Genomic DNA, 14,121 nt, shown 5'->3' on the forward strand with positions numbered 1-14,121 from the left:
TTGCGGGGCGCAGCGCCCCGCCCTTGCTTGCCCCCGAACACGGCGAACCACCGTTCCGGGGCTTGGGTTAACTGCATTATAGCATCCCAAAAATAGGATTGCAATGAAAAAAACCGTAAACTTTTCGAATTGAAGCCCAGCTTTCAGCAGCAGAGACGCGTTGCAGGAAACGCTGCTTTTTGCACTGCGTTTGACAGATAAAAACGCATCCGCGGGTACTGGTGCCGCAGATGCGTTTTTGCTTATTTTTACGATAGCGTCTTACTGCAGCAGGGCACGGTATGTTTCTTCCTTGCCGGGCTGCCCGACTGCTGCCAGTGAAACCTGCGCAAAGTCAAATACGCGGCGGGCCAGGGACAGCACATCCGCAGCGGTCACGCTGTCATACGCAGCCAGCACACGCTCAATCGGCAATACCTCACCGCGCAGCAGCTCGCTGCGTCCAATGGTCATCATGCGGTTTCCGGTGCTTTCCAGTCCCATCAGCAGCGTGGTTTTGACCTGCTCGCGGCAGCGGGACAGCTCATCCGGTTCCGGGCCGTTTTCGCAGAAGGTGCGCAGCTCGCGTACGATCAGTTCAAGCGCTTGCTGTTCGGTTTCCGCACCGAGACCGGTGTAAATGGAAAACAGGCCGGTATCCAGATGCGGCGTTGTGAACGAATATATCGAGTAGCACAAACCGTTCTGCTCCCGCACGCTTTGGAACAGGCGGGAGGACATCCCGCCGCCGATGATTGAGCTGAGCAGGTTCATGGCATAGCGATCCTCGCTCAGCAGCGAAACGCCGGGAAAGGACAGACACAGGTGGTTCTGTTCGATCTCTTTTTCGCGCAGCAGCAGGCTGGGATGGTATTGTGCCGGAGCGATCCGGTTGCGGCCCGTTCCCTCCGTCTGGGAAAACAGCTCTGCGATGTACTCCAGATCCTCATCGGCAAAGTGACCGGATACGGCGATTACGGTATCCTCCGGCCGGTAATACTGCTTCATGTATCCGTGCATGGCGGCGGAATCGATCCCCGCCAGCGTTTCCGCCGTGCCGAGGATCGGCCGTCCGAGCGCGGAATCCGCATAGCACTGTTCAAACAGCTTGTCGATCGCCACATCCTCGGGCGAATCCTCGTACATATCGATCTCTTCAAGGATCACGCCGCGTTCGAGATCGATATCCTCCTGCGCAAAGCGGGAATGCAGGAACATATCCGCCAGAATGGAGATGGCGTTTTGCAGCCGCGCATCCAGCACCTTCATATAGTAGCAGGTGCACTCCTTATCGGTAAAGGCGTTGGCCTGTCCGCCGAGTGCATCGATTGCAATGGCGATATGGCGTGCCGAGCGTTTTTCCGTGCCCTTGAAGATCATATGCTCGATAAAATGTGAAATGCCGCTGAGCGCGGCCGGTTCATACCGGCTGCCGTTGCCGACCCAGATGCCGACCGACACGGTACGCACCGTGTCCAGCCGTTCCGAGATCAGCCGCACACCGTTGGGGAGAGTCCGCTTGACATACATAGCTGCGTTCCTTCTTTATCTGTAAATTTGTCCGGGAGGTGCAAGCGGCCAGGCTGTGCCCAGCCGCCCGGTTTGCTGAAAAAAACGTCTTCTCGACGAGAATCTCTCATACGCACAGCAGCGCGTATGAAACAGCGTTTGCAGCGCAAATGCATAAAAAAGTCAGGACATGTGCCTGACTTTTTATGCTTTGAGAGAGAAAAGGTTTCTATATGGGAACCTTTTCGCGTTTGTGTTTGGCGAAGTCCAAACACAGATGGTCGAAAACGCAAGTTTTTCGACCGTTTCAGCGGTCGGGCTGCGTCCGGCCGCAAAATTGTCTTTTCATACGATGTGCTTCAGCCTGCCAGATTCGCCTGATAGGATTCCTGATCATAATAGGAACGGGAACCATCCGGATTAAGTTTGTAATAATCTCCGTCCGAATCGCGGTAGTCGCCGGTCACAGGATCATAGCTGCCGCCTTCTTCGGCCAGCGAGGCGGGATCAACCGTCTGCTGCGGTGCTTCCTGCTGCACAACAGGCCCGGTCGGCGGTTGGTCAAAATCCATGCCGTCCATTGGTTCTCCGGCTGCGGCACCGTCATTTGCATCTGTTTTGCCCGGTGCAACATCGTTATAAATATACGCATGGATATGATCAGCGGCTATATCCAGATCATATTCGATATAGGTGTTGGATGGGCCGGAATAATACCATTCTCCATCCAGCGGAATGCGGGTATGCTCAAACGCGGGCACACCGTCCTGCACTGCGCCGACAATAAGCGGCGCCAGTTCGGTTGCGGAAAGCGAGGTCGTTACATAGGGGACGAGCTTTTGCATCAGGCCGATCAGGCGGTTGGCATTCATGGTCTGCACTTTCTGGAACATCGCGTTCAGCACAATGCCCTGCCGTTCGACGCGCGCCCAGTCATCGCCTGTACCCTTGCGGATGCGTCCGTAGCACAGAGCCTGTACGCCGCCGAGCGTCTGCTTGCCGGCATTCTGCACGCCGGCAAATTCTTTGCCTTGTTCGATCCCGTAATCGCGGATGACACGGTTCAGTTCGGCAAGCTCTTCCTGCTGCACATCGATCTCCACGCCGTCCAGCGCATCGATAATCTCGACAAGCTGTTCAAAATTCACTGCGATATACTCGGTGATGTCCGTGCCGAAATTTTCGTTGATCGTGCGGATGGCCAGACTGGGACCGCCGGCATAATAAGCAGCGTTCAGTTTATCCGAGCCATAGCCGTCGATCGGCACGAGTGAATCACGCATCAGACTGATCAGCTTGATCTTGCCGCGTGTGTTATCTACGGAAACGATCATCATACAGTCCGAGTGGCTTTTGGTCTCGCCGGGCCGGGTATCCAGCCCGAAAAGCGCGATATTCGTAATGTTGCGGTCCGCCTGCACGCCCGCGGCCAGATCCTCCTCAAACAGGGAGGAATCATAGTTGTAGCCTAAAAAGCGGCGGTATGCATACAGGCCGATGCAAAAGAGGACGGACAGCGCTACAAGAACAGCCAGTATGCGGACGAGTCTGCGCTGGAAGCGTTTGAAAGACATAAGATCAATCCTGTACGAACTGCGCGAACGAACGCTCGGTCAGCTGATGCACGCGCAGCGTATTGGTGTAGTTGACATGGCCTACCGGCATACCGGCGGTAATGGTGATGACATCCCCTACACGCAGATCCACTGCGGAAATGGCAGCCTGCTCGGAAAGGTCATACAGCTCGGTGCCGCAGGTCGGGTGCTTGGGAACGAGCACCGGTGTAACGCCCCACGACATGGTAAGGCGGTGGAACGTGCGCTCGCACGGCGTTGCCGCGATGATCGGCGCACCCGGACGGTAGGTGGATACCGCACGCGCGGTGGAGCCGGCCTCGGTAAAGGCCACAATGCACTTTGCACCCAGATCGGCCGTGGTCGAGCAGGTCGCGTGCGAGATCGCCAGCGTCTTGAGGTCGCCGGAAACATTCATGTTCTGGAACTCCAGACGGGTCGCACGGCGGCGGTCATAGTGGATGGTGCGCTCGGCGTTTTCCGCAATGCTGCTCATGGTCTTTACGGTCTCGACCGGGTATTTGCCGACCGAGGTCTCGCCCGACAGCATGATAGCGCTGGTGCCGTCGTATACCGCGTTGGCTACGTCGGATACCTCTGCGCGGGTCGGGCGCGGGTTCTTCGCCATGGATTCCAGCATCTGGGTTGCGGTTACAACACGCTTGCCGCGCGAGATGCAGGTTTTGATGATGTTTTTCTGGATTTCGGGAAGCTCCTGGAAGGGAACCTCAACGCCAAGGTCGCCGCGGGCGACCATCACGCCGCTTGCCTCGTCGAGGATCTCCTCGATGTTGTTAACGCCCTCCATGTTCTCGATCTTGCAGATGATCTCGACATCCTCCTTGCCATGCTCCTTGAGGATGGCCTTGATGTCGCGCACGTCCTGCGCGGTACGGGTAAAGGATGCCGCGATAAAATCAATATCCTGCGACAGGCCGAACTCGATGTCCTCCCGATCCTTGGGGGAAACAAACGGCATATTGAGCTTGATGCCCGGTACGTTGATCGATTTGCGGTTGGAGAGCGGGCCGCCGTTGAGCGCGCGGCAGATGATATCCGTGCCGTCGCGGACCTCTTCCACATCAAATGCAACCAGACCATCATCGATCAGGATACGGGTGCCGGGCTTCACATCGTTCGGCAGACCGGCGTACGTGATGGCAACGATCGTATTGTCGCCTTCGATCTCGCGGGTCGTCAGGGTGAATTGCTGACCCTCGACAATCTCGATTTTACCATCTTTATAGGTCTTGGTACGGATCTCGGGGCCCTTGGTATCCAGCATCAGGCCGACCGGCACACCCAGCTCCTTGCGGGCTGCCTTCACAGCATCCATACGGGCCTTGTGCTCTTCGTGCGAGCCGTGGCTGAAGTTCATACGGGCAACATTCATGCCGGCTTTGATCAGCTCGGGCAGAACAGCATCGGTTGCGGGGCCAAGGGTACAAATGATTTTCGTTTTGCGCATCGAAACATAGTCCTCTCTGAAGTGATCGGTTATCCACTTTGATATATTATTAACGGTAACATTTTATCAGTTTTCCGTGTGGTTTGCAATCACCTGCCGCCGTGCACGGGGATTTTCATGCTTTTCGACAAAAAAGCTGCGGTGGGGTGCAAACATCTTGTGTTTTATGATACGGTCTTGTATAATAAGAAGGATTCCAGAGAAAAAATGGATGAACCCTGTCCCTGCCGGTCGGCCGGCGCGGGGGCAGTGCAATAGGTGTATCGTAAAGCCCCGCTGTGCCGGGGCGAAAGGAGAGGGAACGGATGAAAAAGCCGGTATTGCTGATTATGGCGGCGGGCATGGGTTCGCGTTACGGCGGGCTTAAGCAGATCGACCCGGTTGGCCCTGCGGGGCAGATCATTTTGGATTATTCGGTGTATGACGCACACCGCGCAGGCTTCGAACGGGTGGTGTTTATCATCCGCCCTGAATTGCAGGAGGCATTCGAGCAGGCGATCGGCCGCAAGGCGCGCCGCCTGATGCAGGTGGACTATGTCTACCAGACGCTGGATCGTCTTCCTGCCGGTCTGTGCGCGCCGGAAGGGAGGGAAAAGCCGCTCGGTACGGCACACGCCGTATGGTGTGCCCGTGAGCTGGCCGAGGGCTGCCCGGTTGCCGTGATCAATGCGGATGATTTTTACGGAGCGGACGCCTTCCGCCAGATGTACCGCTATCTGGCAGCGGCGCAGGATGACAGCAAATACCGTTACTGCATGGTCGGCTATCAGGTGGAAAACACCCTGACGGAAAACGGCACGGTCTCGCGCGGTGTGTGCACGGTGGACGAAGCCGGGCTGCTGGATCATATCATCGAGCGGACGGCGATCTCGCGCACGGCGGATGGGCGCATTGTTTACGCGGCGGACGGCGAGGTGCCTGCCGGTGAGATCCCCGCGGGTACGCCGGTATCGCTCAACCTGTGGGGCTTCACCCCGTCCTTCCTGCCTTCGCTGGAGGATGGCCTGCGCCGCTTTTTTGCCGAGCAGCTGCCGCACAACCCGCTGAAGGGGGAGTATTACCTTCCCTTTGCTGTGGATGAGCTGATCCGCGCCGGCCGCGCGACAGCGCAGGTGCTGACCACCACCGCCCGGTGGTTCGGCGTGACCTACCGTGAGGATAAGCCTGCCGTCTGCGCCGCGATTGCGGAAATGACCGCGCGCGGCGAATACCCTGCGGATCTGTAAGGAGGGCGGCATGGACTTTTCGACCGAATTTGTTGCTCTGCGCGACCGGATGCTTGCCGGACAGGACAAGGCCTTTGTCAGCAACCAGAATGCTGAGATTGCCGGGCGGGTCGCCGCCATGCTGAGCACCTTCGACCTGAGCGCCGAGCGTAAGCTGTTCGGCCTGATGCCGACCGGCAACAGCGGCCACGCACATGAGTACCGTCTGCTGTTTGCCGTGCCCGCGCTGGACGAAGCGCTGCTGCAGGATTGGTGGCAGTATGCCCGGTCCGCCGAGCGGGAGCTGGTCCGCCCGGACCGCAACCACGATTTTTCGATCGTATCCCTTATATTGGCGGTAGGTGCGGTGGAGAAAAACGCGCTCAAATCGCTGAAAAAGCTGAATGCCGAGCGGGAATTCAAAAACGGGCAGAGCGGCTGGTCCTCCGTGCGGATGGCGGTGATCGACCTTTCCGCACACAAGGTGCACACCAACCGCATGGGAGACCCGCTGAAGAATATTTTGAACCCTTTTTTGTAAAAAATGCTTGAAAAATCCCCCATATCATGATATGATACCATGTACGCAATCCAGACGCGCATTTCTTCGGGCGCGATGACTGTGAGGAAAATTCAAGTGGAGGAATCGTAAATTATGACTACCGCACAAAACGTACTTTCGATCGTAATGATCGTCGCCAGCCTGTTTCTGATCATTGTTGTGCTGCTGCAGAACGGTGCACAGCAGGGTCTGGGCGCTATTTCCGGCGGCGCAGAAACCTTTTTCGGCGCAGGCAAGGCCTCTGCGTCCGACCGTATCTTTGCCCGCCTGACCTCTGTGGTCGGTGTGATCTTCGTGATCGCGGCGATCGTGCTCAACCTGATCCACTGATATGATTTGGCTGCAGCGCTTGCTGCTGGCAGCGTTTGTCCTGTTTGCAGGGCTTACCGTATTCCAGCAGATGCGGTACGGTATGATCTGCGGCCGTGCCGAGGGAGAAGATAAGCAGGCCGATCCCAAAGCCATTGCCTGCCGCCGCCGTGCAGTAGGCTGTGCCATTGCCGCCGGCGCCAGTCTGGTACTCAACATTCTGGTCGGTGCGATCGGCACGATATAAGCTGCCTGCCTTTACCCCCATACAAAAGCAGGACAAATCCAAAGGAAACTGCACCCCATTTATCGGACAGTATGACATGCTGTTTGATAAATGGGGTGTTTTGTTCTGTGAAAGGGAGGCCGGACCGGCCGTCTTTTGCTTTACAGGTGCGCTGACCATCCAATCTATGACAGGGGCGAAAAGCGATATTGCAAAAAAAGGGGCTATATGGTAGAATATAAGAATTGAAAAGCTGGAAAATCCGCTTTTGGAAGGGGTGCGATCGTTGAAAAAGTTCCTTTCCCTCGCTGTGTGCTGCGCCATGCTGCTGGGGCTGTTTACCGGCTGCGCCGGCAGCGGGAAACCAAATGAATTGTCCGCAGCGGTGCTGTCATCCGATGCGTTGGATGCCGTGCAGGACGGGCTGCGGGTGGCCGTGCTGTATGACGGCAGCAGCGGTGATGCCACATGGGAGGATCTGTATTCGCGTCTGTGCCAGCCGCTGCTGCTGGGTATGGAAGCGGAGGCGGTGGATGTTTCGCAGGCGTATTCGCTTGCGGCGTATGACTTGCTGTATCCGGATGAAACCATCATGACAGCGGACGGCGCTGATGCCCTGCGGGAAGAGATCTGTGCGTTTGTCGAAAAAGGCGGCGGCGTTTATCTGACAAACGGCTTTTATTCGTTTTTTGACCGGAAATTTTTGGGCGCCCGGAAGTTTACACCCCTCAAATCCTATCCGTATGAGATGACCTATCCCGCGGTGAACGGCGACCTGCAAAAAATGCAGACGGTCACGCAGGATTTTTACACCCTGTACCGTGCGTATGATGATTTTGCTGCGCTGGAAGGATTAGACTGCGGCGTTGGCATGAAGCCGTCCACTGCGGTGACGCTGTGCGCGAGCGATGGACTGACGCTTTCTGCGGTTAATGAGTACGGCGAAGGCTATGTTTTCTGGGCATCCGGTCTGCTGCCCAATCCGTATTGCATCAGCGGAACCATGCTGGAGCAGCGCGGGGAGGAGCAGCGCTATCTGTCCGACACGGCGATGAGCGCCGCGCGCCTGTTGGAAAGCGCGTTTGCTGCGTTCTGGCAGGAGCGCACAGCCGGTTTTTCCGCGTGGAAGATTTTTGGCTCGTTCGGTACGCCGGCGATGAGCTGGGAGCTGCATTTTGAAGAGCTGGGCGGCTTTGCCGATGGCTCGGGGGTTGCGTTTGCAGAGCTTTGCCGCAAATATGCACAGATCCCCTCCTATACCACGGTGCGCAACAGCTATACATGGTTTGCGCGGAATGAAACCGTGTCCAGCCTGCTTGGGCAAAGCGCGGATACCCTCTCATTTGCGATGGATCTGTATGAAAATGCCTATTCCTCGGGCGCGCATGTTGCCGCAGGCGGGGAGTGGCTCTCTCTGGCGATGATCGAAGAGGGCGGCAGCTATTTTAAGGACTATCCCGAATATGATTTGCGGGCGTATCCGGCGGTGTGTGATCTGGACGGGGACGGCACGCTTGACCTGCTGTGCGGCTCGTCGGACGGGCTGCTGTATTTCTGCCGCGGAAAGGGCTATGACGGCCGCATGGTGACCGAGGCCCCGGTGCTGCTGACCGATCAGAGCGGCGCGCAGCTTTCGGTTGGCGGCTATTCCGCCCCGACAACCGGGGACTGGGACGGCGATGGAATAACAGATATCCTTTGCGGTGCGGCGGATGGTAAAGTGTACCTGTTCCGTGGGCTGGGCGGTCTGCGTTATGCGGCGGCGGGCGCGGTGGCAGATACCGGTCTGGCATCGCAGGCGCTGCCCGATTGGAACGACCTGAACGGCGACGGATACGCCGATTTGATCTGCGGCTCTAACGCCGGCAAGCTGCTGGTGCAGTACGGCACAGCGCAGGGACTGGCGGGATCGGGTTTTCAGCCGGTCGCAGTGTCGGGCGTGGACGGAAACTGGCTGGCGCCGCGTGTGTATGATGCGGATGGTGACGGCACCGCCGACCTGCTGCTCGGCACGTTTGACGGGTATGTTGCTATCCTGCACGGGGATGGAAACGGGGCCTTTGCCCCGGCTGCATTTGTCGATCTGGAGGAGCAGAACTACAAGGGGAACCACCACGCCAAATTTGGCAACAACTGCGTTCCCGTGATGGCAGATTTGAACGGCGACGGCTGTGACGATCTGCTCTGCGGCAGCCTGGAGTACGGCTTGGCGTATCCGATCGACAGCCCGTACTTCCCCTATCGGGAAGAACTGGCGGCGCAGCTTTCCTATTTTATTAACAACCAGATGTATGTGGGGATGCACTACTATACGTCTGCCTATTCCTCGGCAGAGCGTGAAGCGTATGAGCTGCAGGCGCATCTGGATGCGCTGGAGTCCTACGGCATGCCGACCGACCGGATCGGCGCGACCCAGCACACCTGGTTTACCAGCAGCCTGAGCCCTTCGCAGTCCTTCCTTTCCCAGTGGGATGCCGGGCTGCTGTGGAACACCGGCTATGCGGCGCCGAACGATCCGTATCCGTATCCGCAGAACAATGCGCACAGTGTGATCAGTATGCCGTTTTTTGTAACGCGGAACGGGGAGCGGACGATCCTGTTGCAGAACTGCGCTTCGCTGCTGTATGCGGAGGAGAGCTGGCCGGATATGTCCGCGCGTTACGGAATGCCGATGTGCGTGTATTACCACTGTGATTTCACGGCGGAAGACAGCGCGGCTTCGGAGGACAAGATCCGGCAGGTGCAGGCGTTCCGCGAAAAATACGGCTACAATTTTGTAATGGAAAACCAGTTGGCTTCTGCGGTGGCGGCGGCGATCAATCTCGATTTTTCTGTGGAGCGCAATGGGACAGGCGGCTTTGACCTGATGCTGCGCGGCGCAGGGGAGGAGACGGATTTTCCGCTGTATGACGCAGCGTATCAGAATGCCTGCGGCGTGCGTCTGTGCTTCGGGGAAGCAATGCGCGGCCGCGCGATCCGCACGGATGCCGACGTCTGGTACTGGGATGGTGACGACCTGTGCATCGGTCTGAACCGTCCGGTACGGGTATATGAGACGGAGGAGGCTGCGGAAGGGGATGATCCGGCGCATCTGACGCTCGTCAACCTGCCGGCGGAGATCACCGCGGCAGAAGGGCAGGTGGAGGTCGCCTTTGCGGCGGGCGGCTATATGGAGGCGGAAACCAGTGTGCCGGCAGCGACGGCATCTGCGGGCTGGGAGACCCGGCCGGGCGTAAACGGCGGCACACGGTTTATCAAATACGGAGCGGCGGATACGCTCGTGATCGAATATGGAGAGTGAGAACATGAATTCAGTTGTTTGCCTGCTCGAGCGGGCAGCTGCCCGCTGGCCGGAGCGCATTGCGGTGACCGATGAGCAGGAAAGCCTGACCTACCGTGAGCTGCGCACAGCAGCCCGCCGTGCGGCAAGCGGCCTGCTGCAGGCGGCGGACAGTACCGCCCCGGTGATGGTGTATCTGCCCAAAAGTGTGCAGATGCTGATCGGCTTTCATGCGGCGATGTATGCCGGACGTCCCTACGTGCCGACCGATGCCGCAGCACCGGCGCAGCGTCTGAGCCGGATCCTGTCCAACCTGCAGCCCTCGGCGATTTTGACAAACCGTCGTCTGGCAGAGGGGCTGCAGGCGGTGGATCTGGGCGGTGTACCCGTTATGTATGTGGAGGATCTGGTGCAGGGCGCGGAGGATGCGGCTGCGGTGGATGCCGCAGTTGCCCGTGTGACGGATGCAGACCCGGTTTATGTGATGTATACGTCAGGCTCCACAGGCGAGCCGAAGGGGGTGACGATCCCGCACCGCGGGGTGCTGCTGTTTGCCCGTTGGGCAGAGAAAACCTTCGGCTGGACCTGCGAGACCGTGATCGCCAATCAGGCGCCGCTGTATTTTGATGTTTCGGTTATGGATGTGTACGGTGCGATCCGCTGCGGCGGCAAGCTGATCCTGACGCCCGAGGTGCTGTTCCGTTTCCCGAACAAGCTGCCTGAATTCCTGCGGGAAAATGCGGTCACGTCGATCTACTGGGTGCCGACCGTCATGATCAACATTGCCAATTCCGGCGCGCTGGACGATGTAGAGCTGCCCGCGCTGCAAAGCATTGCGTTTGCCGGCGAAGTGATGCCCAACTTACAGCTGAATGTATGGCGGCGTGCGCTGCCCGGGCGTATTTTCGCCAATCTGTACGGCCCGACGGAAACCGATGTTTGTACGGCGTATGTGGTAGACCGTGCCTTTGCCGACGGGGAGGCGCTGCCCATCGGCAGGCCGCTGCCCAATATGAAGGTGCTGCTGCTCGGCGAGGACGGCGCGCCGGTCAAAACCGGCGAGACCGGCGAGATCTGTGTAGCCGGTTCGGGCGTCAACATCGGCTACTGGAACCGCCCGGATCTGACCGAACGGGCCTTCACCGCCGACCCGCGGAACACGGCATGGCAGGAGCGGTTTTACCGCACGGGCGATCTGGGCTGGTACAATGCGCATGGTGAGCTGATGTTTGCCGGACGGCGGGACGGTCAGATCAAGCTGCGCGGCAACCGGATCGAGCTGGGCGAGGTGGAGAACGCAGGACGTCTGCTGCCCGGTGCGGAAAATGTATGCGCCCTGTTTGACCGCACACGGCAGGAGATCGTTTTGTTTGTGGAAACCGCGCAGAAGGAGATCCCGCTGCGTATTGCCCGGCGGGAGATGCGCGGCACACTGCCGGCTTATATGATGCCGGGGCGCATCGTCTGCATGGAGCAGCTGCCGCACAATGCAAACGATAAGATCGACCGTGTGCGGCTGACAAAATGGATGGAGGAAAACTGAAATGGAAGAAATCATTGCAAAATTGGAAGCGTTTATCCGGGAGCTTTGCGAAGCGGAGGATGATCCGGAATTCGGGCTGGATATCAACCTGTTTGATACGGGCTTTCTGGATTCGGTCGGCGCGATGGATGTGATCGTGTTTGCGGAAGAGACCTTCGGTGTGTCCATCAGCCAGCGCGACCTGACGCTGTATCCGATGAATACCGTTCATGAAATTGCCGAGGTAGTAGGCATCAAGAAGGGGCTTTGCTAAATGTGGTTCCTTGAAGCGGATATTGCGCTGCGGCTGTTGGGCGGCTGCCTGCTGTGGGCGGTGCTCAGTATGCTGGCCCGCAAGCTATGGTCGCAGGCAAGCCTCAACCGGTTTCTGGTCATTCTGGATCTGGCGCTGATTGCATATGTGTCCGAATGGCTGGCGGTATTTTACGCTGTGTATACCGTGGTGACCTATGGCATCGCGCATTTGGCGGGGCGCGGCGGATCGGATACCGTGCGCCGGGTTCGGTTTGTGCTGTGCTGCCTGCTGTGCGCCGTCCCCTTTTTCTATCTGCGGCTGCTCGACCTGTTCCCCGAGCTGCCCCTGCTGTTTGCCCTGACCGGTCTGGCCTACAATATGCTCAAGGCGGTCGATGCGGTTTACTATGTGTATTACACGGGGGAACGGCTGGACTTTTTGCACTACGCCAACTATATGCTGTTTTTCCCGGTGCTGACGGCAGGGCCGATCCTGCGCTACCGCGATTTTTCCCGCAGCCTTGCCCGGCCGGAGTCGGTGAACGGCGAAAGCCTGACGCGCGACTGCAAGCGGCTGATCCGCGGGTATTTCAAAAAGGTCGTGCTGCTGGTGCTGGTCGGCGCGGTGCTGTCGCGGCTGGCAGCGCTTGACCCGCGTCCGTGGATTTCGCTGGCGGCTTGTCTGGTCAGCTATCTGCTGCTGTGGCTGGATATGTCCGGCTATGCGGATATTGCAATCGCAATGGGCGGCTTCCTCGGCCTGAAGGTGCCGGAGAACTTCAAAAGCCCGCTGAAGGCAGCTTCGTTTACGCAGTTCTGGCGCAACTGGCATGTGTCGCTGACCGACTGGATCCGCGAGCACATTTTTGTGGTGCTCAACGGAAAACGGCTGAACCGCTTTCAGGGCGCGTTCATGGGCTTCGGCACGATGATGGTTATGGGGCTGTGGCACGGCTTTTCGCTCACCTTTGTGCTGGACGGCCTGATGAACGGCAGCCTGCTGGCTATCGAGCATCTGCTCGGCATTACAACGGTAAAGCGCGGCGCAAACCGCTATTATGTGTGGTTCCGCCGCTGCATCGTGACCGTGGTGTTCGCGTTTACAACGATTTTTTACACGCTCGATCAGGCGCAGCTTGCGGCTGTCCTGCGCGGCTTCGTAACCATTTGAGAGGGGGCGCAGCATGAGGTTTACTCGTTTTTTGAAGCACGGCGGCTGGATCGCAGCGGTGCTGATCGTTGCGCTGCTGGCGGACTGCGGGCTTGCGGCTTCGGGCTTTATTCCGGAAAGCGGCCTGTTCCGTCTGAATGATTTTGAGATCACCCGGCACGATCATCCTGAGGAGGTATGGGATCGGGTCATCTTCGGTTCCTCCGAGCTGGTTTCTGCCTATCGGGAGGATCTGACACAGGCGGATTATGTCAATCTCGGCATGGATTACGGTACGGTGCGCGATTTGGTAGAGATGCTGGAGGGCGGACATATCAAGGTCGGTTCCGAGCTGGTGCTGGCGCTCAACTGGGGCGCGATGTATGATGAGATGGATACCAACCCGACCTATCCGTGGCACCGAAAATGGTATCAGCCGTATGTATATTTTCAGCGCGACCGTCTGCAGGCTTTTGTGATGGACAATGTCAACGCGCTGCTGGGCAGCGGTGATTTCCGCACGGCGGATACCGCGCAGCACAAGATTTTTTACTACGGCAATATGACGCAGGCCGAGCTGGAGGAACGCGTGGAGCGGTTGCATGGGCTGTATTTCAACGGCGGGATGGAGCTGTACGCGGATAACCTTGCGGCGCTTGACGAGGTATTTGCGTACTGTGCGGAAAACGGCATCCGGGTGCGTGCACTGTGGCTGCCGGAAAATCCGCTGGTTGCGCTGGAGCCGCTTGATGTGGAGCTGCGCGAGCAGTGCCGCGCAGCCAGTGAAGCCGCGGGCGTGACGTTTTACGATATGACGGATGCGTTGGACGCGAAATGTTTTCATGATACCGGGCATTTGGATTATGACTATGGCGCGGTGGTGTTCACGGAGGTGCTGGATCAATGGCTTCTTTCCTGAAAAAATGGCTGGAAGAGCAAAAGTCCCGTCCTTACTGGATGGTGCTCAGCATATTCGGCTATGCGCTGATGCTGCTGGCGGTTTTGGCCTTTTTCTCCGGGCACGGCGCGTTTATCTACGAAGGGTTCTGATTGCGCCGGATGGTGCGGATGCGGACAAAAAT

Annotated in this window: 13 protein-coding genes; 10 read left to right on the forward strand and 3 right to left on the reverse strand. The window is 58.1% G+C overall.

Features of this window, described 5'->3' with window-relative positions:
* Positions 1-261: 261 nt before the first annotated feature.
* The 3 genes from T363_RS0104430 to pyk all read right to left on the reverse strand — a co-directional run bounded on the left by T363_RS0104430 (position 262) and on the right by pyk (position 4,530).
* Positions 262-1,509 carry a M16 family metallopeptidase gene (locus T363_RS0104430; RefSeq protein WP_031473623.1) on the reverse strand — a complete coding sequence of 416 codons (1,248 nt, stop codon included), beginning with the start codon at positions 1,507-1,509 and terminating at the stop codon, positions 262-264.
* Positions 1,510-1,847: 338 nt separating this feature from the next.
* Positions 1,848-3,062: an LCP family protein gene (locus tag T363_RS15035; protein WP_051643090.1), complete on the reverse strand. Its 1,215-nt coding sequence runs from the start codon at positions 3,060-3,062 to the stop codon at positions 1,848-1,850.
* A 4-nt stretch (positions 3,063-3,066) separates the two neighbouring features.
* A complete protein-coding gene (gene pyk / locus T363_RS0104440) occupies positions 3,067-4,530 on the reverse strand; it encodes a pyruvate kinase (RefSeq protein WP_034971656.1) in 1,464 nt (487 codons plus the stop codon).
* A gap of 305 nt (positions 4,531-4,835) precedes the next feature.
* Between pyk and T363_RS0104450 the strand changes: the two genes are divergently transcribed.
* The 10 genes from T363_RS0104450 (at position 4,836) to T363_RS16350 (ending at position 14,089) form a co-directional block, all read left to right on the forward strand.
* A complete protein-coding gene (locus T363_RS0104450) occupies positions 4,836-5,756 on the forward strand; it encodes a sugar phosphate nucleotidyltransferase (RefSeq protein WP_031473629.1) in 921 nt (306 codons plus the stop codon).
* Positions 5,757-5,766: 10 nt separating this feature from the next.
* Complete coding sequence (locus T363_RS0104455) at positions 5,767-6,276, forward strand: DUF8052 family protein (protein ID WP_031473631.1); 510 nt, start codon at positions 5,767-5,769, stop codon at positions 6,274-6,276.
* 114 nt (positions 6,277-6,390) lie between these two features.
* Positions 6,391-6,627, forward strand: coding sequence for a preprotein translocase subunit SecG (gene secG / locus T363_RS0104460; RefSeq protein ID WP_031473633.1), 237 nt, complete (start codon positions 6,391-6,393; stop codon positions 6,625-6,627).
* 1 nt (position 6,628) lies between these two features.
* On the forward strand, positions 6,629-6,853 hold the full coding sequence (locus T363_RS0104465) for a hypothetical protein (RefSeq protein WP_031473635.1): 225 nt from the start codon (positions 6,629-6,631) through the stop codon (positions 6,851-6,853).
* 265 nt (positions 6,854-7,118) lie between these two features.
* The gene (locus T363_RS0104470; protein WP_031473637.1) at positions 7,119-10,133 is read left to right on the forward strand and encodes an FG-GAP repeat domain-containing protein; all 3,015 of its coding nucleotides are present in this window, start codon (positions 7,119-7,121) and stop codon (positions 10,131-10,133) included.
* A 4-nt stretch (positions 10,134-10,137) separates the two neighbouring features.
* Complete coding sequence (locus tag T363_RS0104475) at positions 10,138-11,655, forward strand: amino acid adenylation domain-containing protein (RefSeq protein ID WP_031473639.1); 1,518 nt, start codon at positions 10,138-10,140, stop codon at positions 11,653-11,655.
* A 1-nt stretch (position 11,656) separates the two neighbouring features.
* Positions 11,657-11,908, forward strand: coding sequence for an acyl carrier protein (locus tag T363_RS0104480; RefSeq protein ID WP_031473641.1), 252 nt, complete (start codon positions 11,657-11,659; stop codon positions 11,906-11,908).
* Positions 11,909-13,060, forward strand: a complete 1,152-nt coding sequence (locus T363_RS0104485; protein ID WP_031473643.1) for an MBOAT family O-acyltransferase — start codon at positions 11,909-11,911, stop codon at positions 13,058-13,060.
* A 13-nt stretch (positions 13,061-13,073) separates the two neighbouring features.
* Positions 13,074-13,958, forward strand: a complete 885-nt coding sequence (locus T363_RS0104490) for a hypothetical protein (RefSeq protein ID WP_031473645.1) — start codon at positions 13,074-13,076, stop codon at positions 13,956-13,958.
* Positions 13,943-14,089, forward strand: coding sequence for a hypothetical protein (locus T363_RS16350; RefSeq protein WP_154658738.1), 147 nt, complete (start codon positions 13,943-13,945; stop codon positions 14,087-14,089). The genes T363_RS0104490 and T363_RS16350 overlap by 16 nt, the downstream gene beginning before the upstream one ends.
* Positions 14,090-14,121: the final 32 nt, after the last annotated feature.

This window comes from Agathobaculum desmolans ATCC 43058 (assembly GCF_000701665.1).
In the GTDB taxonomy this organism is placed as follows: domain Bacteria; phylum Bacillota; class Clostridia; order Oscillospirales; family Butyricicoccaceae; genus Agathobaculum; species Agathobaculum desmolans.